The following is a 21,395-nucleotide window of genomic DNA, read 5'->3' as shown; positions in this document are numbered from 1 at the left end:
AAACCCGCCGAAGCGGGTTCATAAAATTGCGTCTTACTTAAATTTTCTTGCAGTCATACGTTCCGAACATTCGTGGCTCATCCATGTTGGCTCGGATGGCTTCAACATTCAGAATGGCTTTGCCATTACGCTTAATGAAATCCATGCCATAGTAGCCGGGATAGTCTGTGCGAGGCACCATCCATTGATACGTGATGTTCTTATAATCATCAGCGACATTGGTGAACCTAAACTTCTGACTGACCGGTCGGATGTTATTTACATGCATGAAGCCATCATTACTTGATGACAGTGTAAATGGCCCGCATTGCATTAGAGGCTTAGCTATATCATTTGCTAATGCACCCGCACTCAATAGTGACAGTGCGACCATTAGAATTTTCATTTTCATGCATCAGCACTCCTGTTTAAGGCCGATGTTGTCTGAAGGTCTGCGGAACCTCTGGCGCTGCACATCAAATCCATATACCAGGCTTGTCCGCGTGTGTCACCAGTATAACTGATGGATTGCACGATATACACGCCATCGGTCGCAATACTTGCGGGCTGTTGCAGTGTCCCATTAACGTTCAGATTCCCGTTATTTTCGGTCTCAAATATGCGACCACCCGACCGCTGCACTTCGTCACTGGATAGCGCTGAGCGGTACACAGAAGCCTGGTCCAACTCTATCAGGCCACTCACCCGGATATTGGGATTAATAAGGCATCGCACATTGACGCCAGCGCCCATTGTCTGCTGTGGCATGCCGATGAGCCCGGTAAGGCTGTTTAGCACGATCGCCTCATGAATGTACTTATCAGTGCTGACCATCTGCGCCTGACTATCCACAATCTGCCAGTTTGCATTGCACTGGTCAGCCACATTGCTCATCACGTCGCGCGCCATGCCATACATTACGCGTCCGCGGGGGAATACGGTATCCGGCATCTGAGATGTGATGCCTTGGGTGATACCGAAAGGCTGGAAGCTCTGCATTGTGGCTGCATGCAAATCTGCCACTGTGTAACCGGCTGCTAGCGTGGTGTTGACCTTCGCGGCAACAAACGCCTGATGACCATCAATGGCCTGAATCAGGATATACGTGTCGGTTGGGTTATCGCGCCCGGTTATCGTAAAGCGAATTTCACCATCGAATATCTGCCCGAAGTTCTGCCCATCAGTCTGGCCGACCTGTGTAGCATCAACATTACGTGCGATACCAACCTGACTGGCATCCACCGGCTCAGCCAGTCCGTCATACCCGGCGATCATTTTCAGCCGTGAAAACTCCTTTCCCTGTATCCGGCTGAGAGTATCCTTTTTCAGGTTATAGATTTTAACAGTCGCAACGCGGGGCCAAAGCGCGTTCGTCCACTCGATGTTAAATACGACTTTGAAATCTGAGAGGCTGATGCCCGCGCCAGACTCGTCAACAAGGAGCAGCTCAAAGTGGCGCATCCAGTTCTGGCTCATGCTCACTCCGTTATGACGTAAAGGTGACTGCGGATGCCGAGGTCAGTTTTGGTTGGATAATCCTGTGAAGCATCATCACAGGCCACTTCAAGCGCAAATCCCAGATTAAGATAGGCCCACTGCGATAACAGGTTTCCCCCCGTAACCATCGGTATCCCACTTACGATTTCATTACCACCGCTATCCTTCAAATCAAGCACCCACCCGAAATCGCGCCACTCTACCTGTAGTTGATAGGTGGTGTTATTCAGCTGGATATTGAATGCCTGATTATCCGGTGATAGCGGGATTTCATATCCCTGCATATCTACCCCGAAAAGTAACTTGAGAGCTTAGAAAGCACGGACTCATTGGCGCTCTTCACTGACTTGGTGCCGGTGTTCTGCACTGGTGAGGTGCTCACTCCATCCGTCATGTCGGCTTTGTTCGCCGCGCTAATAGTCTGCGTCTGCGAGATGATGACCTCTTTGAGGGTCAGGGAAGCCATCAGTACATTTTCAGACGTCCGGTCCGTGGTGACATCAAGCACGCGTATCAGCATGTTGCTGTAGATGCGCTTGCCAGTAACCACGTCGAATGGAACGCGACTGGCCTGCAGGTCGAGAAGGTTCTGATAGGTTTCTTTTGGGCTTAGCCCCAGCAAACTCGTACCGGTGAGCGAACTCGCAAAATCAAGCAGCGAACCACCACCTGAAAAGCCGACCTCCATTGTCAGCTCTGCTGGCCGCTTGTACGCATGGTCAGCAACTGGCGCACCATCCTCGGTGGGATGCTCTGTGATTTCAAGCACATCACTGTGCTTTTCAGAGATAACCACATCCGGGATGATCAGGCCTATCTTCCTGCTTTGCTGTGAAAACAGCGTAGAGAGAATATCCATTATCTGACCGCCGGAGTGAGCTGCTGAGTTAAACGAGAGTTCACACCCATCTGGCGATCTGCAACGCTCATGCCAGCACGTTCAGGGTCGCTAACGCCGTGGATGTGGATGTTCGTTTCCTGCGTGATACTCGCGCCTGCATTAGGCATATTGCTAAGCACCCGGGGAACATAATTTCGAGTTTCCTGAGGCATCAAAGCCATACCATGCTTTTGCACGTTACCCAGCCCCCAGTTGTAGGAAGCAAGGGCTTTCGATAAATCGCCGTTGTTGGCTTTAAGCAACTGGCTGAGATATTTTGCCGCCGCTGCCGCCGCCTTCATTGGGTCGAAAGCGTCATTGCCGCGCAACCCCAGATCGCGCCCCGTTCCCGGCATTATCTGGAACAAGCCCTGAGCACCAGCGCCAGATAATGCATTTGGATTGCCGGAAGACTCGGCTATAGCAACGCTTTTGAGCAGCCCCTCCGGGAGTCGATAAAGCTGCTCCAGCCTGTCCATTGCAGGCTTCATCCAGCCCAGCAACGCGGCACCATCTCTGCTTGCCTGTGGCCTCCGTACAGACTGACCATATTGTGAAATCGGACCATCTACCGGATAGATTTTTTCAGGTCCGGGCTCTTCAGCTGGCATCGGCTGGGGTTCACTGTCAGTCAGCCATCTCTTCAGAGCCAGGCCAACACTGCGCGGGTCAAAACCAGTTTTGCTTTTGATATATTCTGCAGCACTGTCTGCGCTGGAAGTAACAGCGGGCAAAGCGTCAGGATTATCTTTTCCTTGATTTACAAGCTCGCGACCAATTGAATAGGCATCTTTCCAGCGCCCATCCTTAATAGCGTTAAGCAGCCTTGCGATGCCATCCAGCATTTTTGACAGCTCACCAAGATTGTCCATGAGGTTGCTCATGTCCCACTTAGATGTCCATGTTTGCGGATCAATTCCAAGCAGCCGCATGACGGCATCTTTAAGGTTATCGATGCCTTTAATGGCACCTTTAATCTGCGGCTCCCACTTGCTCCAGTCGATGAGTGACTTGCCGCCTTCCCTCCACGTTTTGTAGTCGTCATATAGCGCGAGAATGGCGAGACCAAGCGCGGTAATGATGCCAATCGGCGACATCAGGAAAGCGCTGTTTAATATTCGCCAGGCTATTACCAGCCCGCCAAAAATCTCAATAAGCCGCTGAGTAGACTTGTCCAGCGATGACCACCACGACATGATGTCAGCACCAGCCTGAATTAATCGGTAAACAACTCTGCCGATCGTCTCAGCCAGCCATAACAGACCTTTCACACCACTGATGATCGTCTGCTCTATCTTCGGGAAGTTATCAACAATCTGTTTACGCAGAGTGTCGATTGAACCCGACAGACCTTCAGCCAGACTCGAACCGATTTTATCGCGCGCCATGCCCGCCATTTGCCCGAAGGCGCGTAGCGATGTCATAAATCTGTTTGAGCTAACGGCAGCCGCGTCAGCATTGTAGCCAATCGCTTTCGCCATCTGCGTGAACTGCGCACTGAATTGGCCCACGCCCCGACGCATCGCCATCAGGGTGTTTTCATCAATGCCGAGCATCTGCGCATATTGGTTTGCGCGGTAGTAAGGCATCTGGCTCAGGCGCTGACCGACGCCCGTAAAGACGCTGGCCATGTCGCGCATATTGCCTTTCGCATCGCGAGTCTGAACCCCTAGGCGATTCAGGAATCCTTCGGCGCCAGGATTGTTACGCACGAAGTGCGCAAGTCCTTCCAGCGAAGATCGCGCGCCGTCAACGGTGCCCCCAAGCTGTGACACGGCATAGCCAATCTGCTGGATGCCCGCCACCGTTGCTCCGGTACGCTGAGACATCCAGTAAAGGTTATCAAGTCCACTGGCGATTTTAGCTGTGAAGGCCACCACTGAGAGGGCGGTAGCTTCCACTACCGCGCCGAGCTTGACCACCTGCAGAGTTGTACCCAGCACCACCGAGTCAAACTTGCGTGCGCCAGCATCGTCAATCTGAAAGCCGAGGCTTACCAGAAAATCCTTGATAGTCTCAGCGTTCATTATCCTGCCTCCAGCGCTCAATGCGGTTGTTGTTATCTGCCTTCAGGTCTAGCCAGTCATTCATGCGGGCAACGTCTGCGAGGTCTACTGAGCCGTCTTTAAGCGCGGTGTAGCTGATGTACCCGGCATCAACCGGGCGCATCAGAAAGTCTTCACCATCAGGCAGGGATTCAATCGTCAGGCCGCTGAGTTGTCCGCAATCTCTTTGCCGGGGGCTGCGGGCAAAAAATTTCCCAGGCTGTCGCCCACCACCCGACCGACGATCTGCAGCATGCTCATAAGGTCGATGTCATCGAACATCAGCGCGCCCTGAACCATTACCGGTGCCCAAACCTTGCCGTTCTGCCGCGCGACCACGGTCAGGCAGGGGAATATGATCGCATTCGTATCTTCCTCACTCATTTCTGCCAGCGAGTCCGCAATCTTCGGCAGCGCGCTTTCAAGGGCTTTATTTACATCGCCACCCTGCGCGGCAGCCTTGATGCCCTGAAAGTCGCCAAGCATCCCGGCCAGAACCGGGAGCAACTTGCGTGATACTTTCAGTTGGTCGAAAACGCTGAGCTTTGATGCGCGGTAGTTAACGCCTTTGATTTCAAATTCCATCGATTAAAACTCCCCGAGCACTTCGTCGATTTTGCCGCCGTCAAACACCCATGCGACCATTCCGGCAACCTTTGGGTTATTCCAGTCAGGCTGCTTCTGGAAAGCCGCTGAGCGAACGGTAACGATGTCACCTGAAGCTTTATTTCTCAGCAGGAATACGTTGTTCCCCCACAATGCAGAAGACTGGCTTTGCGCGTTGTACATCAGGGAAAGCTTTTTATTTACCGGCGAGGTTTTCTGAAGATTGATGGTTACGGTGCCACTCTTGCCAGCATGCAGGCTGTGCATCGTTTCGCCATCAGCACCAATCGTCATGGTGTTTTTAGCCTCGGTCATCGTTACCGTGATGCCTTCTTCGGCGTTCGCAGAGCCGTAGCCAAGGTCAATTGAGCCGGTCGGGCCGGTCATGGACGCCGTAATGTCCATAAAGCTGTAGGTACTCATCTATATCCCCTTAGCGAACAACGTTGATCTGAACATCGGCGTAGTGAACTGCGCCGGCCAGTTTGATAGCAGCCTGAATCAGCGGCGCGCGGCGTTTCTCACGGTCAGATTGGGCCTGCGATGACAGCGGCTGCGCGTACACGTAATAGCCCTTGGTCAGCGTGTCACCTGAGGTTATCTGGCCGATGTCGCCGCCATTCCACACGCCAGGCGCGACCAGCCCATTCGAAACAGCCTGGTCCAGAGACATCTCAACGTTAGTCAGGAGGCGTGTGATACCGGCTTCGGTCTGCGGGATTTTGCTGGTCGAGGTGTATAGCAGGTTAAACAGGTTGGTCTGCACGTAGTTCTGCAGCCAGTCCAGCCCGTGGCGCTCGTCGAAGAAGTCACCGTTAGACATTACGCCCTGCTGCAGGATTGCTGTGTCGTTCGCGTAGTACACGTAGACGTTGGCATTCTTCGCATCAACTGCGGCCGCCTGAGAGCTGGTCAGGGTTTCATACGTCACGCCCGGCTCAGTTTTAAACTTGAGGGTGATCGTCGTGTTGTTGCCGGTGAAGTTAACAGTGAATGCACGACCAAACGCCGACAGCGCTGCATATTTGCTCTTGGTCGAGTACTGAACGAATGTGCGGCTGTAACCGGCAGCCTTAAGGGTTGAGGCCACATCTGAAGTGGAAGCTGAGTCGATGATGCCAGAATCGGAAGAGGTGACAGCAAATACGCGGCTAAGACTGGATGCCTGAATTGCTGCTGCAGTGGCCGTAATCTCTGCAGGGGTCAACTCATCTTCATCTGCAATACCCAGCCCATACCAGTTGGTGAACTGCAGCACTGCGCTGATTGCCTGAGCCAGTGTTTCAACGCTGCCAGTTTCGCCAGTTGCCAGAGTCTTGGCCCAGCGGCCGACGTAGACCTGAGACGGTCGCGGTGACTGTGAGAAGTAAATCAGCGCCGCTTCGTACTCCGTGCTGTCTTCGCCAAAATCAACACCGATATCCTCTGAGCTGGTGTAGAGCCGTATGCGTTCTGACACAGGGATTACAGTCGATGTGCCGAGAATCAGCAGCGAGCCGAAATTACGACCCGTCGCCGCAGTGGGCGACATGATCACATCAACGTTCACAACGTTGGATACAGGTAAGCCCTGTGCCATAGATTAATCTCCAAAGAATGATACTGGCGCTTCGACCAGTGATTTAATGCCGTAGTCGCGGATTACCTTGCGGCGCAGGTGCACAGTGATGTCGTACCTGCGCACCCATTGGTTGTTGATGAGTTCAGGGAAGGCTTTCAGTTCACTGTAATCAGCAAGTGACAGCTCGTTTTGCTTGAGAGTTTCGTTGTTCTGCTCGACTGTCAGGCCGTCACGAAACAGTGTTGCTATGGACTGGCTTTGCGGACCATAAAAGGATGCGAGTGTTTCAATCACCTCGTGACGCCAGAGCTGGCTGCCATCATCAGTCTGCCGAACGAAAGCCGGCGCGTTATCAGCCGTAAAACCGATGATGCCGAAACCACACCAGTTGGTGTCAGCCGAAGGAAGAGCGGCCTGTGTAGCCGTCCAGCGCGGTCTCACCATGCCAGCCGGTAATCCTGATAATGCTCTGGCCCACTGACTCAGCTCGCGCTCCAGCGCCTCATCGTAGGCCTGTGACGCACTGACGGGTGTCAGATAGCCGGGAGATGTGCTGTCTTTACTCACCTGCGCCTCCGTCAAATGGCTGAAGCTCACAGTGAGCCTGAACGAAGCCAGCGCCGTAAGCCGTGTAAGGGTCTACGAAAGTGACGCGATACTCACGCCCACGGTAGGTGACAATGTCGGCATCGATACCGGTGTTGCCACTGGTCAGGCGGAAAACAGTCACAATCAGGATTGCGCCGTTAATCACCTGGCCGGCCTGCATGCGCTTGGCTTCCAGTGAGCGGTCAACTGTCACCACGCCGCCAAACGGCGTCACAGTGGCGATGTTGGTGGGGAATCCATCATCATCGACGGTCTGGACATTTCGTTTAACGGTGAGGGATGTGTCGAGGAATTCAGGCGAGAGCAGCACGTCAGTTACATCAAGAGTCGGCATCTTTATCCCTCACAATGTGCGTGATTGAGCGGCGATACTCGCCTGTGTCGATTAGAGGCTTATTACCGGTACGCCCGCGACGGAGACGATTTGCAATCGTGGCATCTGCCAGGGGAGTGAACCCGGTAATGGTGATGTAACGCTTCACCCCGTTAGCAGCCACTGTCCCGGCGCGATCGAGTGATGTAACCGCACCCTCTGCATTACCTTCCAGCGCCTTCTGAGCAGCGGCTTTCAGGTGAGGCAGGTAATCCTGCTCCACCGACCGGACGCCGGGCTTTAAGTGCGGGCGAGCCGGAATGTTTTGCTTGGGCGATCCATTTTCATTGATATACCCGATACCAGCATTACCAAACTCACCTTCAGTCTCACCCTGACGCTCATCCTTGCTCTCAGGGATGCCCACCAGAACATCCTTGTTCGCGAGGGTTTTAAGGGCGTCCAGAATGCTTTGCGCTTTGTCAGCACGAACCGTAAGGCCTGATTTCATAACTGAATACCGCCATACCCGAAGTACTGAAGCATCTGCCAGAACTCGGCCCCGTAGCGTGAGAAGTTCCAGAATCCCGCATCAGCGTTTAAAGTCGAGCTGTTGTCATAGCTCACACTGACCTTGTCCACTGACTTGGAGGTGACTACGCCACTGGTAGCGCCTCCGGCACCACCCAGCACCCCGGCAGCAGTATCAGCTGCGTTCAGCACCATGTAATGCGCCACAAACAGCTCTACTAAGTAGGGGAACATATCCCCCATAGCAGAGCCATCAATGAGCATGTCAGCGAGATTGAGACGGAACTGGATTACTGCGTCGGGGTATTTGGTGGTGTCAGAGAACTGCGGGAAGTCGCGGCGGAAATCACTTACTGTCGGCAGGTTTTTGTTTCTTGCCATCGTCGTTACCTTCCGGCTCCGGATCAATCACAGGCTGCTGCAGTGCTGCCAGTTGCGCGGTCAGGTCAGCAATGATTTCGTCTTTCTCGGTTACTGATAACTGCAGGTCACCGATGGACTTATCTTTGCCTTCCAGTTGCGCGGTCAGGCTGTCGATCTGCGCCTGAAACTCCTTGGTGTCTGCCGGCACTTTGGTTTTGCCAGTGATTTCGGCATGCGCGGCGACAAACCAGTGATCGGCAACCTTGTCATCTACAGTGTGCTCACCAACGCTGAACTCCTGCGCCGTACCATCTTCGCTGTTGAGCTTAAACGGGGTATGCACACGAATGGTCTTCTTAGCCATTACATTCTCCTTAATGCCCCTTTCGGGGCGGATAGGTTAGATGCCATCCATATACGCGATGGTTTCCGGATACGGAGATTCAACAGCGCCCAGCTTGCCGTAGTACGTGGTCAACTGGTAAATGCCGCGATACTGAACCGGGATGTTCTGCAGCGGAACCATCGGGAAGCGCACGAACTTCTTATCGTTGGTGTAAGCCATCATGCGGTCAGTGCCACCAACGCCAGCGCCTTTCAGCCACTTCACGGCGCGGATATTCAGTGGTGTGCCGTTCTGATGGAATGCGATGGTGTTGTTCTGCAGGTAGGTCAGCAGTGACTGGTTACCGGCAGATGAGACGATGACGCTCGACAGCAGAGCGAACTGCTCAGGCGGAAGCAGCAGGTCACGCGGCACGATCGTGTAGCCGGTGGCAGCCCATGCATTCGACAGCAGCAGGTTGATCGAGGTGCGGATTTCATCGGCAGTAGACGTTGCCCACGTTTTCGGCGCGTTGGTCACCGCAGCACCGGTGTAGTTAGTCAGGCCTTTAACGCCCAGCTGACTGTCACCGCGATACACCTGTTCATCGGTGTCCATGTTCCACTTCAGCTGCATGCCGTCGAACTTCTGAGTGTCCAGCGGGCGGCCAACTTTAGCGGCGGCAGCCAGTTCAACAACGGTCCAGCCCAGCTCCATGCCCCACAGGGTCAGCGGGAAGCCAGTTTTAGAGATGTCGACGTTAACGCCTGCGATTGCAGTGGAGTCTTTGCCGATCCAGTTTTTACCAGCCGGGTTAGGTGTGCCCGCCGCTGCAAACTGTGAGTTGGTGAAAGAACTGATGTCATCAGCGATAGACACATCTTCGCGCAGCTCAATATCGCGCGACCAGGTGTATCCCACCAACGGCATGTTCAGGTTCTGATCGAGGCGCTCAAGTTCGCCAACCAGGAAAGCGCCAGAACCGTCAACGGTGGCTTGGTCAAAAGTAAACATATTTAGCGGTTCCCTTAGATGTTGTAAGCGACTTCAGCGTTGCCAGCAGCATCGCCTGCACCGGTGAAGGAGGCGTTAGGCAGCACGACAGTTTCGCCGGTGACTGCTGCGCCAAGAATTGCGCCCAGCGGGCTCGCGTCGGTCGGATTGGCATTGCGCACATAGACCGCGCCACCCTTAACCAGTCCAACTGCGGTGCTGCCGATGTTCACGGTCATATAGCCGCGCTTCATCACGTCGCCGGTGAAGTTCTTACCGGTGCCAACCTGACGCACCATGTCAGGCGTCGAGATGGTTGGGTATGGGCGAACGTACAGGCCAGTAATCACGGTGGCGGCGTCGGAAGCAGCTAACGGGATGAACTTGCCATCTGCGCTGTCCTTACCCACCAGACCGTAAGCGCTGAATGTATTGGTCGAGTCCAGAATCACCGGCTCGGTGGTCAGATCCTGAGGGCGTGAAATAGCCCCGGTGATGCCTACAGGCATCCGGTACAAATATGCAACCATGGGTTTATCCCTTATTTATTCCAGTGAGCGGCGAAGGCTTTGTTGAGAGCAGCCGGTGAGTTTTTGTTGGATGAATCGTAGAAAGCAGCGCGAGAGGTGGTGACCGGCGCAGCGTTGCGTGATTTAGCGATTTCACTCGCAGACACGAACACGGCATCCAGCGTGGCTTTTGGCATCTTGCTGAAGTCCGGTGTAGCACCAACCAGAGGAACCAGCAGCGACTGACCTTCAGGTGTCTTAAATGCCGCGTCCATGGTGGAACGCTTAAAGGCCGCCAACTTACCGCCTTCCGGCAGCTTCACGCCCGGCATGATCAGTTCAGCGCGAGCCACGACACCCTGATGGTATGAAGCGTCAGTGGTGGCCTTCTTCTTCTCTTCCTCTTCGTCCGGATCTGAGTCAGTGGTAGATGTCGAGGCTGGATTAACCAGCTGCTGAACCAGCAACGACAGAGCATCAACCTTCTTCTCCAGCTCGCCAATGCTCATAGCGCCGCCACCTTCACCTTCTTCATCGGTAGTTAGACCGCCAAGCTCACGCCCTTGTGGCAGTGGCTGCGCCGGATTGATAGTGATGTTTACTGCCCGCGCCAGATCAAGGCTTGGCTCGACCAGTTCTGATGGCGCATTGTCCACCAAATCAGCCAGGCTATCGGCATCCTTGGTTTTAATGGCCCGTTTCAGCTGGCTAAACCAGCCCTGATTTTTGGTAGTCATGAATGTGCTATCTCCAATTGAACAGCGAATGCCTGCACGACCATTGGGTACGCTCGCACAGTGGTTACCGATAATTGTGTGTTGCCGGGCCTGACCGGGTGCCTGCTGCTCATATTCAGCATCATAGCCCATTGATATCTGGTCCTGACCATCCATCACCTTCTGAATGCCTTCAGCAGTTTTGATGTGGATGTCACCCAGCATTAAATCTGACTGGTCACCAGTGCCGCGCCGGACGTTCTGGATATGTCCATGCGCGTGCTCTTTCCAGTTGCCCGGATTGACCATGTCTTTCGGGTGGCCCAGCGTGAAGGCCATGCCTTCGAATGATGCAAGTGTTTCAGGCCGGAATACTTCGTCAGCGTCACGCGTTACGACAATCTCACCATCCTCATCGCCAACGATGCCGGGCAGTTCGCTTTCGTCGTATACCTGCGCGCCGATACGGGCGATCGGGACGTCTTTGCAAAGCAGTGAGCCATCGGCCATCTCAAATCGAGTGTTGCCGAGGCGGGTTGTGTAGAAATATTGCATCGTTAATCCTCGGGAACGACGACTTCGCAGTAGCAGCGGCAGTTAGGGAACTGACCGGCGTGACCCGTCATGCCATCGAGCGTCGGCGGGGTTGTCCAGTCGACATACTGGCCTTCCATTTGTTTGTGAGAATGCCGCACGTCGCTATCGTCAGCTGTGCGCCAGATGTAGCCACGCGAGCCAATAGCAGTTGAACGAGCCTGGGTGATAGCGGTGGATGCGCGACCAACCTCAGTACGGGCGATAGTGCGCGCACGCGACTCAGTGACTTGACCGGTGCGCATGATTTCTTTCTTCAGATCACCGGATCGCTTACCGAACACAACAGCCTCAATCGCCTGATTGTGAATGTCGTAAACCCGGTCGGCGGCTTCCAGCGGGAGGGACTTGAACAGCTTCACCTGTTCCTGAATGATGCTGCGGGTGACCATCCCCTGACTGCCAGACATCAGGTCACGCAGACCGGCAGAGATTTGATAGGAGCGCTCACGCCACATCGCATCGTCGGCAATCTCCAGCGTGCTGATAAGGCGATTTGATACCGCCTCAGCCCATGGCTCAATCAGGTCGGCGTAACGCTCCAGCCTGTCCATGATGTCAGTGACGCTGTCATTTGAACCATCGTAAGAACCCTCGACTATCGCGCCCACTGCCTGCGCTATCTGTCGTAGCTGTGTTCCCAGTTGCCTCTCGGCGCGCTTCAGGTTCGGTGGCTTCGACGTTATCGAGGTCTTTCTCGCTCGGCGGCGGGAGGTCACTGGCATTATCAATATCCTCGTCGCTGATGGTTGACCCGAGGCCGGTTACTCGCGCTGTTTCCTGCAGATGCATTGCACCGGCTTTCTCTGTCATCAGGCCAGCGTCAACAGCCTGAACCGTTGCGGCCACAACCTTCGTTGCGGTGTCGGCACGCTCACTGTCTGGTGTCTGCCACAGCTCGTTAAACTCGAAAGTGAAGTCATCAGGCAGAGGTGTTGCGAACAGGCTCATATGCAGCACCTGAAACAACTTGCGGATGGGGCGGCGTAACTTGCGCTCCTGCTGGGTAGACACGTTGTCGTAGTAGTTAGCGAGGTCAGTGTCACCGGTAGAAAACCCGGCAGGAGACTGACCAAACAGGCGCACCAGCGGGATGCCGAACGCGCCTGATACCTGCTGCCCAAACTGTGCCAGCACATCGCTGAGGCCGGCATAGGAATAGGTGTGCGCCTCGAACTTGTCGGCGGCATCCATGATGGTCATACCTTCATTGCTCTGGTATTCGCGGATCATGTCCATGTGCGACATCAGCCCCTTAAACATCGGGCTGTCTTTACCCATCGCCAGCAGCTTACGCAGCCCTTCGATGCTGTAAGTGCGCAGGTGAGCTTTGTAGACCAGCTGAGCAACGCCGGTTGTCGTGGAGTCGAACGCCAGTAGGCGATCAAAGCAACGTTCAATCACCGACATACCCCAGTCGTTTTCTGTCAGGCGCTGCTGATACGGCAGCGGAATACCGTCAAACCGAATCAGCCTGGAGTGGTGGATGCGCCACGGCGGGATGCCGGTAGCTGATGTCACCACCTTGTAGAACTCTGGCATGCCGAAGTCCGGCCCCAGCTCACTCACGCGGCGCTCTGTCATGGCGTTGAGCATCCAGCGGTCCATCACCATCACGCCTTTGAAGGAGTCTTTAGCGATAGCCTCGACACGAAGCGGCGTTGAGTAGTTCTGACCGTCAATCAGGATGACGCCCACGGCGCCACCATAGAGCCGCGCCCACTTCAGCGTGTCGTTGATTGCTTCCCACAGGCCCATTTCATCCCATGCGTGGTCAAGCTGCTTCTTGCGGCCATCTTCGAGCTTGGAGGTGATGGTCACGCCCTTGCGGGTCATGTCGTCAGGAATAGCATCAACGCCTGCGCCAACCAGCCATGACGTGCGGTAGGCCTGTTCAATCAGAAGGCGGTTGCGTGATGTCCAGTTGTTGCGGTAGGTGCCAGCGCCTGACTGGTTCGACTCGTTGACGCCCAGCCGGGCAATGAAGTTTTCATAGCTGTCACGCGTTGGTACAGGCTGCGACATGCTTTCTGTTTCGGACATATTCAGCCTTTCCCAAGTTGCGCCCAGGTGCCGAGGCTGTCTGAGCTGGTAATGTAGCCATCCAGCCCGTAGCGAATGGCGTCGATGCAATGGTTAAACTTGTCGACGATGATCGGCAGTATGTCGCCGTTCTTTTTGTCGACCTTGTAGGAGTAATGGCGGAATTCATCGGCGGTGTGTTTGCAGCGCTCATGGATGATGATTTCCTCAAACCCTTTCAGGTAGGTGACACCATCCTCAACGCTGCCCTTCCACTTGGCGGCAGCATCAATTGAGAAGCCCTGACGCGCCAGATAGCTGATTGTTTCCGGGCGGGAGTTATCACCCTTGACCGGCCACTTACGCACTTCAGGGATTGAGTCGTAAAACTGCGGCATCTCATCCAGCTCAACACCCACACCATAGGCCTCATATTCGATATAAAGCCGGGTGTCGATCATGAACATGCGGATAAGCGTGCTCGGGTCATTTGCGAAACCAAAGTCAGCACCGAAGAACAGGCGGTTAGCCTGCTGCCACAGGTCATCAGGGAATGCTTCAACCCGGTATCGGTTACGGAAGATGACTGAATCGCTAATCGACTTCGGCTTGCCCAGCCAGATATGCTCATACGCCTCGTAATCGACGCGCTTGCAGTACTCCATCTCTTTCCGGAGCGTGTCCGGAAGGTATGGGTTGTCGTAGTAATTCACCTCAACCGTAATGCTGTCATCCGGTGGGGTAACGATGAAGCGCTGATAGGTCGGGTCTGACTCTTCGCCGGGGTTAAACGTCACCCAAATTTCAGAACATTCCTTTCGGATGGTGGGTATCAGAATCGCCCATGAGTCAGAGGAAACAGACTGCGCCTCCTCAACCCAGCAGATGTCTACGCCTTCAGTTGATTTGATGCCAAGCGGATCGAAGCGCAGACCTTTGAACAGGAACTCGCTACCGGATGCGCTGGTGATGCTCTCATTGGTGATGCGGAACCACGGGTTAAGCCCCAGCATCTCAATCTGGTCTTTCAGTAGCTTGTGTACTGAGTCCTTGATCGAGTTCTGAACCTCGCGGGTACAGAGTATGCGGAGCTTTTTGCTGGCAGCCATGATGACCAGTGCGCGGGCAGCAGCCCATGATTTAGCGCCGCCTCGCCCACCGTGGAACGTCTTATATCGCTTGGGCTGGAAGAGTGGTTTGAACTTAGGCGCAAAGCTAAGTCTCGTCTCCGCTGCTGTCATCTTCCGCTCCGAAGCTAATCACGAATGATGGCGTGGCAAGAGGAAGGCCATTGGCGCCTACAAGTTCGTTTTTAACGTTGTCTTTGAATGCCTGGACAGTGACGTGCTTGCCAAGCAATTCGAGATTCTTAACCTTGTCAGGCCATTTAATCTTTTTCAGAATGCCAACCATTTCCCGATCTTCACCCCTGCCCTCAAACATGTCGGCCAGGTCGAATCCGCTAAGATATCGACGCCAAGAGGCGGGCCACTGAGATACTGGCTTAATGCTCATATCGTCAGTCATGATGTCGAGCACATCCATTTCGTCGATCTCTACCAGTCGACGGAGGACATATGCCGCATCAATGCCTGTCTGCTCGACGCGCTCAGCCTTAAGCTTGGCGACCAATTCGAGGATGTGAGGTTTAGTGAGGTTTTCGTAGCCAGCCTCTTTGGCGGTTTTTTCGCTGTAGCCCGCCCTGATAGCTGCCTGAGTGGCGTTTAAATCTTTCAGGTACTCACGGGCAAACAGCTCTTGTTTGTCTGTGAGCTTTGCCATAATTAACCTTCAATATCCTAAATTAATTACTTATGCTGATTGATACGAACTATGTCTGTTAAAAGAGGAGTGCGCACATGGAGTTGTTGACATCAATATGCGGTTATATTACCAAATATCACATCATTTCAATCGCAGTAGGTTTGTTCTCCGCAATTCAATGGTTTTTATCAACCAAAGTTAAAGCGAAGCCAATAGTTGCTGGAGTTGAATTAACAAATCCGGATCCAAAAAAAAATGTTAATTTGCACCAGCATTTTGAAACCCTCGAAATTCAAACCAAATACAACTCAAGAGCCGCCTTTGCAGCTGCTGTTGCAGTTATACTCCAAGGTCTTGGCATCTAATCAGTATCATCAGGCGCACTCGTAAATGCGCCTTGTTATTGGTACCACTTTCGATTGCCTTAATTGTACGCCGGCCTGTTTATCATGATTGGAGGCCATTGATTGCATCTATAATGGGCTGCATAGAGAAACCAATCCCTATACCTGAATTCGCATTTTTGGACATCATGTCAGAGACAATCTGTAAAGACCTACCGAACAAATCTGCCATTTGTCCAAAATTCACGCCCATGATTTCCGCATGACCATGCTGGCTTGCAGCACTAAGATACTGACGAAGTTGAGATATCTCTTGGCCAAAAGCATTTGCCTGATCACCCATCAAATATCTACGCTGAGTTACGATACCTATTGCCTCACCCGTCTCACGATCAATGATAGGCCCTCCAGAGTTACCTCCATTCACCATTCCATCAAGAGCAAATCGTCCATATTCCAGCGGAGCTGAGATAACACCTTCGTTTGTAAGCAGTTGAGGAATGCCGTGTGGATAACCGGCAAAAATGCATTTCTTTCCTCGAGTTGGCGTAAATTCGCGGGATTGTTGAAGCACAGTCCTGCCATCAGGAAGTGGGGATAATAATTTCATGATTGCAAAGTCATTTTCGCCATCAATATGCAAAATTCGGACATTAATACGCTCATTAGCCTCAGTGCAAATGATCACCGGACTGATTTGCTGCATTGCTTGCAGATCACAGCAGGAGGCAACAACATGGAGGTTTGTTACCACTAAATCCTCCCGCACAAAGCTGAAGCCACTACCAAGTGATTCACCTGCAATAACTTGAAACGTTGCGTTCGCTAAAAATTGATGCATTTCCTGTTCCTCCACTAAAGTAGAGGAATAATTTACACTTAAGATAATTCTTAACCAACGTTAAATTCATTGATTTAGAATTTTCAAACTTTAGTAATCACTTAACCGGTTTAATGTCGATGAAGTACTCTTTGCCATGCTCAAACTGATCGAAGGCTGCAGGGTTAGAGATGTTGAGGCTAAGGTCGCCAGATGGCGTGTACTTTGACCACTGTTCATTCTCAGCGCTGCCAGTGGTTACCGCACTCAGGCGAACTAAACAGGCCCAACCATCCTCTGACTTTCGGATCATATGGCAGTGAAATTTTGCGCGGATGGACATCGTTTTTCCTCTCAGGTTATTTCAGGCATTGTTCGTAGATGTACTGCTGCAATCCGGCTATTTGCTTTCCGGCGATTTCGATTCGCTCTCTGAGGGTGAAATAATCCCGCTGAGCGGTGTCAGTAAGTCGGGCGCTGGCTGCATCATCCACGCTGGCGGTGCCGGAGGCTGATTGTTTCGCGCAGGTGGCGTTAAGCTGCAGCCGGCGCTTGCCAGTAACAACATCATCATGCAGCTGATCGATAGTGGCTTTAGCATTGGCTAACTCCTTTGTGTATTTCTCATCCAGCGCGGCCACATCACGCTGGCGCGTCTGCATATCGTTGATGGTGTCATTTGCCACCTTAAGACTGCTGCTTGCCGTGTCACGCTGCGTCTTGTAGTCAATGGCATTGCCGCGGTAATAGAGCGCGAACGCTACCGAGATGACTAACAGCAGCAGAACCAGCACGATGAATGCAGCAAGCACTTTAGCCTTTAAGGTCATCGGCACTCTCCGCCAGGCACATAGTGCGCTCCATATCGCGACGGTTCATTAATCCCCGCCACTTCTGACCACCGGCATAAATCCAGCGACGCAGTTCTTCACATGCGCCATCAACATCGCCTGAGTTAAGTCGCTTCAGCAGAGTCGATTTAGAAAACGCATTGGTGCCAACGTTATAGGTGAAGCTGTAAAGTGCGGCGCGCTGATATTCGCCCAGCGGTATTTTTACCATGCCATCAACCGCTTCCTTAACTGGCTGAAGGTCATTCCACATCAGCCGATCACATTCGCGGTCGGTATACTTTTTGCCTTTGATGATGTCGGTGCCGGTGTGTCCATCGCAGACAGTCCAGACGCCTGCCACATCTTTGTAAGGCTCGTATACCCTGCCCTCTACCCCATCCTTTCCGCCGAGGAATACCGTAGCGATAGCCATAGCTCCGCCACCCGCGACAGCAATTAGCTTATTGCGCAGGCTGTTTGACATAGCCATGGGTTAATCCTCGTTGATGTCTGGTGCGGTGGGCCAGCGCTGAAGGGCTTTGATTTGCGCTATTGTGGTCTTGCGCTTGTAATACCAGTTGATGCCTAGCGTGAAGAGCGCGACCAGAATACCGGCCAGTACGCCCACAGCACTCCATTCATCGGGACTTAACCGGGTCAGCAGACCATTGGCAATCGTCCCGGCTGATGCGCCATATGCTGCGCCTGATGCCAGTTTGCTCATATCAATACTCATGTGACCCCCGGTTACGGGGACAGGCTCAATTAGGAATTGTCTACTTTCTGAACTGAGCAAGTCCGGTTAGTCTTTTCTTGTCGAGAGAAAACACCGCACCGCCGTTGGGTAGCCAATAAGAAATAATCCGCCATTGAGCGGATTTTTTTATGCATAAAAGATCGCCCGTTGCCACACAGGAAAAGGTGAGAGTCGAGGTTGATTGGCAGGGGCAAAAAAAGAAAAGGCCAGCTCTATGGCTGACCTTTGAAATGATTTATTAGTGTTACCTGTGCGATGCAGAGGGAGAAAATAAAAAGCCCCGCCGACTGGTGAGGTCGCGAGGCTTCTTGGCATCCACATTTATGCAACTGACCGGTAAAGCCGCGATCTGTTCGCTTCACTTCCCGATCATGGCGTTAATGTGCCAGGTTGCTTGCCCTTTGTCTTTGTCATTTCGTGCTATTTTGTATATTCAAGCAGCGATTTTAAGAATCTCCTTCTCCATTTCTCGATTAATTGCGTAAAACATTTCTCCTTCGAGAATATCCATGGCCCATTCCATTCTGTTCCGGGCCTCTTTTGGTGAGATGCTGCAGTAATAAATCAGCGATGAGCCGATGTTTTGCACGCTCTTGCGTTTGCAGTATCGTAATCTGGCTACATTGCGAAGCGGGTTATCCTTACCGAACGTCTTTACCATGACTGATTCAACAAAGGCGGCATCATCTGATTCTTTGGCGAGAGCGATGATGTTTGCCGTTGATGACTGAGGGATAAGCAGGTCACGCGCCTTGCGGAATAGCTCTTCACCACGCAGCCCTTCACAATGCAGCTGTGTTACAATTTTCTCTATCTGCTTACCCTTCTGCTCACTCCATTCGCATCGCATCATCAGGCGGCCAATCACGTTCACCTCTGCGCGGTCGTAATCTTCCCCGCCCAGGTGATCGCCCCATACGCCCAGCAGATGACGTATCCATGCCTGCTGTGATTTGTTGATAGTTTTCCAGCCATTTCCGAATAAGCGGCGCATATCCGCTGCTGTCCTGACGCCTGACAGCCTGACGATTTGCTGATAGTCACGCTCAATGCGCATGCTTCACCCCCATCATTTTCGCCGTGTTGCGGATTATCCGGTAGTTGATCTCATACATGCCGCGCATCTTTAGGATGCGAAGCCTGAGCCACTTCTCTCTGAGGTATTGGGTCATGCTGCTTCCCTCTGCTTAACCAACTCACGCAGCAAAGCCCTGTAACGCGCACGAATGCCGTCCAGTTCTTCTCTGGTGTATCGGTGAGGTTCATTGTTTGATTCGAGCGCCAGAACGCGCTGAAGGCCGATTTTGGTAATGAGGTTGATGCGGTATGGACTGATGTTGCCTGACTGATGCGTATTGCACGCACTGCACTGGCTGTGAACATTGTCCTTGATGAAACGTAACTGCGAAGCCGCTGCAGTCGTCCTGTAGTGCCCTGCGTGATAGCTGACCGCTGTTGTGCTGCCACAGCTGATGCAGATATTGCCGTCCCGCGCCCGGATGTAGTCGTTGAATGCCCGCTGGGTCATGTTCATCCAGTGGCTTAACGGCTTCACATCGGCTTTGCGTTTGTTCCATGCAGCGCGCTGCTCTTTCTCCAGGCGCTTTTGCTTGCGCTCGGATATCTGGTTGGCGAGTTGGATGGCACATTTGGGAGAACAGACGGTCTGGAGGCTATTGCGGGGGATAAACTTTTCAGGACAGCATTTGCACTTCTTCGGCTTCGGCGGCTTGATGCCTTTAGCCATCACTTTCTCCTGTCATGTCGAAGTTCGGATCGCTTTCCACCCATGACTTTACGCAGCCCGCGCAGCAGTAAACTTCCTCCGTTGTGAGCCATGCTGGACAGCCAGCGCACCTGATAGCGGAGATATCGCCAGGCGCAACGGATTGGGTAGTAGTCGAAGTATTCTGCATACTGGTAGTCCTCGTTACAGGTTTCGCAGTTAGCCCCGTAGTGATACTTGTCTTCTGAGGTGAGGATGGTATGACAGCGGCAGCAGCGTTCTTTCTGTGTCATCTTCAGCTCCACATTGGGTTTCGATACTGCTTTGATGGCCTTGGCTCTTCCCGGAACTCTGGAAGCAGTGCGCTCACCAGCCACAGGCGTGGATCTGCTGAGAGTGTCTTCTGAGTTTTGATATTGCGGGAGGCGTAGCGGGAAAGGAGTTCGGCGGCGGTTTCGGTGTCTACTGGGTCATGAGTGAACCACGTTTTCATGGCGCCCCCTTACGGTTGAGAGCAGGCTATCCAGCATCGCCATGTTGTAGCTCCGGCCAAAACCAACACTGACCGTTCCCATGCGGTATTGATAGTCATGGTCAGAGCTGCCGAACTGCTGGCGCTTAATCTTGTTGCTATCGGTCATGTCGTGCAGAGCGACGGCAACGTTATTGCGCTTCGCTAAAGCCATTGCACAGGCACGGTCGGTTATTTCTTTGGAGGTGTGCCATTCGCCATCAGAAAGCACGTTCAGAATTGCAGTGGTTAATTTACTCATGATGTACTCCCGAATCTTCCAGCCCATTCAGCAGCGCGCGCTGACTCGTCGCTGAACCTGACGTTCTGCTCGGCACCAAATGCATGGATGAGGGTGATTAAATCTCGCATCTCACTGACGCGCATTTTGCTTGTTGATTTACCGAGGACTACAAAGCCATTCCCCGCCAGATTCGGCACTGCCTCCTGTCCGTTTAGGCTCGCACTAAACAGGTGCTTCCAGCTCTCCGGAGCCAGCTTTCGCCCATGCCAAACAACCTGCTCTGATACGTCATGCAGGCAAGCCCATAAGAGAGCGTTTTGTTCGAGGGTTCTGGTTCGTTCGGAGATGGTCACTACAAGAGGGGTTTGGTTATTCGCTGATATCTGCTGGATGGCTTCTACGCAATTTTGGCGTATTCGGTTATCCCGCAGGATGTAGGTTTGTTTCTCCATCGCGCTTCTCTCGCTTTAATGCGTCGCCCAGCACCTTACGCATCACCGCTGGATAGCAGGTGAAGTCGTGGAACTTACGCCCGTGATTGATAACTTCCTGCAGAAGATCTTCAAATTCTTCATCTGGCAGAAGATAGGTGGATTTCTTCAGGGGGATTACGTTGTTCATGTTTGATCCTGCTTTCCACGGGCCAGCCACGATGCCTGCCAGCAATTCCAAGCATTTGCTGTAGCTGGGTCATCGTAATCGCCATCAAAAAAGAGGAGGTCGAAACCTTTTGAGTCCGCCCACCGTTCGAATTCATCTCTTTTCAGCTCTTCGTTGTTTTTCATCGCCACCACCACTCAATACATAATTTGCCAACCCACAAAGCGCGCATCGGGCCGTCATGCCATAGTGA

General features: G+C 53.0%; 35 protein-coding genes. 1 reads left to right on the top strand and 34 read right to left on the bottom strand.

Features of this window, described 5'->3' with window-relative positions:
• Positions 1-37 precede the first annotated feature (37 nt).
• From IAI47_RS06000 to IAI47_RS05900, 21 genes are read right to left on the bottom strand one after another with little or no spacing between them, the layout of a single operon-like run.
• Positions 38-391, bottom strand: a complete 354-nt coding sequence (locus IAI47_RS06000; protein ID WP_255527151.1) for a hypothetical protein — start codon at positions 389-391, stop codon at positions 38-40.
• The gene (locus IAI47_RS05995) at positions 388-1,455 is read right to left on the bottom strand and encodes a hypothetical protein (RefSeq protein ID WP_187513173.1); all 1,068 of its coding nucleotides are present in this window, start codon (positions 1,453-1,455) and stop codon (positions 388-390) included. The genes IAI47_RS06000 and IAI47_RS05995 overlap by 4 nt, the downstream gene beginning before the upstream one ends.
• 2 nt (positions 1,456-1,457) lie before the next feature.
• A complete protein-coding gene (locus tag IAI47_RS05990; RefSeq protein WP_187513174.1) occupies positions 1,458-1,760 on the bottom strand; it encodes a hypothetical protein in 303 nt (100 codons plus the stop codon).
• Between the two features lie 2 nt (positions 1,761-1,762).
• Complete coding sequence (locus IAI47_RS05985; protein WP_187513175.1) at positions 1,763-2,335, bottom strand: phage baseplate protein; 573 nt, start codon at positions 2,333-2,335, stop codon at positions 1,763-1,765.
• A complete protein-coding gene (locus IAI47_RS05980; RefSeq protein WP_187961231.1) occupies positions 2,335-4,383 on the bottom strand; it encodes a transglycosylase SLT domain-containing protein in 2,049 nt (682 codons plus the stop codon). The genes IAI47_RS05985 and IAI47_RS05980 overlap by 1 nt, the downstream gene beginning before the upstream one ends.
• Positions 4,373-4,525, bottom strand: coding sequence for an NTP pyrophosphohydrolase (locus IAI47_RS05975; protein WP_078805241.1), 153 nt, complete (start codon positions 4,523-4,525; stop codon positions 4,373-4,375). Before IAI47_RS05975 ends, IAI47_RS05980 begins: the two co-directional genes overlap by 11 nt.
• A gap of 35 nt (positions 4,526-4,560) precedes the next feature.
• Positions 4,561-4,986 carry a phage tail assembly chaperone gene (locus tag IAI47_RS05970; RefSeq protein ID WP_187961230.1) on the bottom strand — a complete coding sequence of 142 codons (426 nt, stop codon included), beginning with the start codon at positions 4,984-4,986 and terminating at the stop codon, positions 4,561-4,563.
• A 3-nt stretch (positions 4,987-4,989) separates the two neighbouring features.
• Positions 4,990-5,430: a DUF3277 family protein gene (locus tag IAI47_RS05965; RefSeq protein WP_187513178.1), complete on the bottom strand. Its 441-nt coding sequence runs from the start codon at positions 5,428-5,430 to the stop codon at positions 4,990-4,992.
• Between the two features lie 10 nt (positions 5,431-5,440).
• On the bottom strand, positions 5,441-6,586 hold the full coding sequence (locus IAI47_RS05960; RefSeq protein WP_187513179.1) for a DUF3383 family protein: 1,146 nt from the start codon (positions 6,584-6,586) through the stop codon (positions 5,441-5,443).
• A 3-nt stretch (positions 6,587-6,589) separates the two neighbouring features.
• A complete protein-coding gene (locus tag IAI47_RS05955; protein WP_370581729.1) occupies positions 6,590-7,150 on the bottom strand; it encodes a hypothetical protein in 561 nt (186 codons plus the stop codon).
• Positions 7,128-7,511 carry a head-tail adaptor gene (locus tag IAI47_RS05950; RefSeq protein ID WP_187513180.1) on the bottom strand — a complete coding sequence of 128 codons (384 nt, stop codon included), beginning with the start codon at positions 7,509-7,511 and terminating at the stop codon, positions 7,128-7,130. The genes IAI47_RS05955 and IAI47_RS05950 overlap by 23 nt, the downstream gene beginning before the upstream one ends.
• The gene (locus tag IAI47_RS05945) at positions 7,498-8,001 is read right to left on the bottom strand and encodes a hypothetical protein (protein WP_187513181.1); all 504 of its coding nucleotides are present in this window, start codon (positions 7,999-8,001) and stop codon (positions 7,498-7,500) included. The genes IAI47_RS05950 and IAI47_RS05945 overlap by 14 nt, the downstream gene beginning before the upstream one ends.
• Positions 7,998-8,402 (bottom strand): DUF4054 domain-containing protein, encoded by a 405-nt coding sequence (locus IAI47_RS05940; protein WP_187961228.1) that lies wholly within the window; start codon positions 8,400-8,402, stop codon positions 7,998-8,000. The genes IAI47_RS05945 and IAI47_RS05940 overlap by 4 nt, the downstream gene beginning before the upstream one ends.
• Entirely contained in the window at positions 8,368-8,748 is a 381-nt protein-coding gene (locus IAI47_RS05935) for a hypothetical protein (RefSeq protein WP_187961227.1), read from the bottom strand. The genes IAI47_RS05940 and IAI47_RS05935 overlap by 35 nt, the downstream gene beginning before the upstream one ends.
• Positions 8,749-8,784: 36 nt before the next feature.
• Positions 8,785-9,723 carry a DUF2184 domain-containing protein gene (locus tag IAI47_RS05930; RefSeq protein ID WP_187961226.1) on the bottom strand — a complete coding sequence of 313 codons (939 nt, stop codon included), beginning with the start codon at positions 9,721-9,723 and terminating at the stop codon, positions 8,785-8,787.
• 14 nt (positions 9,724-9,737) lie between these two features.
• Complete coding sequence (locus tag IAI47_RS05925) at positions 9,738-10,232, bottom strand: hypothetical protein (RefSeq protein ID WP_187961225.1); 495 nt, start codon at positions 10,230-10,232, stop codon at positions 9,738-9,740.
• Positions 10,233-10,243: 11 nt separating this feature from the next.
• Positions 10,244-11,482, bottom strand: a complete 1,239-nt coding sequence (locus IAI47_RS05920; protein ID WP_187961224.1) for a DUF2213 domain-containing protein — start codon at positions 11,480-11,482, stop codon at positions 10,244-10,246.
• A 2-nt stretch (positions 11,483-11,484) separates the two neighbouring features.
• Complete coding sequence (locus IAI47_RS05915) at positions 11,485-12,132, bottom strand: phage minor head protein (RefSeq protein WP_187961223.1); 648 nt, start codon at positions 12,130-12,132, stop codon at positions 11,485-11,487.
• Positions 12,092-13,564, bottom strand: a complete 1,473-nt coding sequence (locus IAI47_RS05910) for a DUF1073 domain-containing protein (protein WP_187961222.1) — start codon at positions 13,562-13,564, stop codon at positions 12,092-12,094. The genes IAI47_RS05915 and IAI47_RS05910 overlap by 41 nt, the downstream gene beginning before the upstream one ends.
• 2 nt (positions 13,565-13,566) lie before the next feature.
• The gene (locus tag IAI47_RS05905; protein WP_187961221.1) at positions 13,567-14,784 is read right to left on the bottom strand and encodes a PBSX family phage terminase large subunit; all 1,218 of its coding nucleotides are present in this window, start codon (positions 14,782-14,784) and stop codon (positions 13,567-13,569) included.
• Entirely contained in the window at positions 14,759-15,325 is a 567-nt protein-coding gene (locus tag IAI47_RS05900) for a terminase small subunit (protein ID WP_187961220.1), read from the bottom strand. The genes IAI47_RS05905 and IAI47_RS05900 overlap by 26 nt, the downstream gene beginning before the upstream one ends.
• Before the next feature lie 77 nt (positions 15,326-15,402).
• On the opposite strand from IAI47_RS05900, the gene IAI47_RS05895 reads away from it, so the two are divergent.
• Positions 15,403-15,672, top strand: coding sequence for a hypothetical protein (locus IAI47_RS05895; RefSeq protein ID WP_187961219.1), 270 nt, complete (start codon positions 15,403-15,405; stop codon positions 15,670-15,672).
• A gap of 82 nt (positions 15,673-15,754) precedes the next feature.
• Here the strand turns inward: IAI47_RS05895 and IAI47_RS05890 are convergent, their stop codons facing one another.
• The 13 genes from IAI47_RS05890 to IAI47_RS05830 all read right to left on the bottom strand — a co-directional run bounded on the left by IAI47_RS05890 (position 15,755) and on the right by IAI47_RS05830 (position 21,327).
• The gene (locus tag IAI47_RS05890; RefSeq protein WP_187961218.1) at positions 15,755-16,492 is read right to left on the bottom strand and encodes a serine protease; all 738 of its coding nucleotides are present in this window, start codon (positions 16,490-16,492) and stop codon (positions 15,755-15,757) included.
• Positions 16,493-16,589: 97 nt separating this feature from the next.
• Entirely contained in the window at positions 16,590-16,814 is a 225-nt protein-coding gene (locus IAI47_RS05885; protein WP_187961217.1) for a hypothetical protein, read from the bottom strand.
• A 16-nt stretch (positions 16,815-16,830) separates the two neighbouring features.
• Positions 16,831-17,301, bottom strand: a complete 471-nt coding sequence (locus IAI47_RS05880; protein WP_187961216.1) for a lysis protein — start codon at positions 17,299-17,301, stop codon at positions 16,831-16,833.
• A complete protein-coding gene (locus IAI47_RS05875; RefSeq protein ID WP_304622251.1) occupies positions 17,285-17,794 on the bottom strand; it encodes a lysozyme in 510 nt (169 codons plus the stop codon). The genes IAI47_RS05880 and IAI47_RS05875 overlap by 17 nt, the downstream gene beginning before the upstream one ends.
• 3 nt (positions 17,795-17,797) lie before the next feature.
• The gene (locus tag IAI47_RS05870; RefSeq protein ID WP_039660053.1) at positions 17,798-18,040 is read right to left on the bottom strand and encodes a phage holin; all 243 of its coding nucleotides are present in this window, start codon (positions 18,038-18,040) and stop codon (positions 17,798-17,800) included.
• A 454-nt stretch (positions 18,041-18,494) separates the two neighbouring features.
• Positions 18,495-19,118 carry a hypothetical protein gene (locus IAI47_RS05865; RefSeq protein ID WP_187961215.1) on the bottom strand — a complete coding sequence of 208 codons (624 nt, stop codon included), beginning with the start codon at positions 19,116-19,118 and terminating at the stop codon, positions 18,495-18,497.
• A complete protein-coding gene (locus IAI47_RS21985) occupies positions 19,108-19,185 on the bottom strand; it encodes a hypothetical protein (protein WP_244964524.1) in 78 nt (25 codons plus the stop codon). Before IAI47_RS21985 ends, IAI47_RS05865 begins: the two co-directional genes overlap by 11 nt.
• A gap of 44 nt (positions 19,186-19,229) precedes the next feature.
• Positions 19,230-19,808: a recombination protein NinG gene (locus IAI47_RS05855; RefSeq protein WP_187961214.1), complete on the bottom strand. Its 579-nt coding sequence runs from the start codon at positions 19,806-19,808 to the stop codon at positions 19,230-19,232.
• Complete coding sequence (locus IAI47_RS21920; protein ID WP_223138351.1) at positions 19,808-20,080, bottom strand: hypothetical protein; 273 nt, start codon at positions 20,078-20,080, stop codon at positions 19,808-19,810. The genes IAI47_RS05855 and IAI47_RS21920 overlap by 1 nt, the downstream gene beginning before the upstream one ends.
• Before the next feature lie 177 nt (positions 20,081-20,257).
• A complete protein-coding gene (locus IAI47_RS05845) occupies positions 20,258-20,560 on the bottom strand; it encodes a hypothetical protein (RefSeq protein WP_187961212.1) in 303 nt (100 codons plus the stop codon).
• Complete coding sequence (locus tag IAI47_RS05840; RefSeq protein WP_187961211.1) at positions 20,557-20,994, bottom strand: recombination protein NinB; 438 nt, start codon at positions 20,992-20,994, stop codon at positions 20,557-20,559. The genes IAI47_RS05845 and IAI47_RS05840 overlap by 4 nt, the downstream gene beginning before the upstream one ends.
• Positions 20,963-21,163, bottom strand: coding sequence for a hypothetical protein (locus IAI47_RS05835; RefSeq protein ID WP_187961210.1), 201 nt, complete (start codon positions 21,161-21,163; stop codon positions 20,963-20,965). The genes IAI47_RS05840 and IAI47_RS05835 overlap by 32 nt, the downstream gene beginning before the upstream one ends.
• Positions 21,160-21,327 carry a hypothetical protein gene (locus IAI47_RS05830; RefSeq protein WP_158280070.1) on the bottom strand — a complete coding sequence of 56 codons (168 nt, stop codon included), beginning with the start codon at positions 21,325-21,327 and terminating at the stop codon, positions 21,160-21,162. Before IAI47_RS05830 ends, IAI47_RS05835 begins: the two co-directional genes overlap by 4 nt.
• Positions 21,328-21,395: the final 68 nt, after the last annotated feature.

Origin of the sequence: Pantoea sp. MT58, assembly GCF_014495885.1 — a bacterium.
Classification (GTDB): domain Bacteria; phylum Pseudomonadota; class Gammaproteobacteria; order Enterobacterales; family Enterobacteriaceae; genus Pantoea; species Pantoea eucalypti.
Note: the sequence above shows the minus strand (reverse complement) of the source record. Positions and strands in the feature narration are given on the sequence as shown.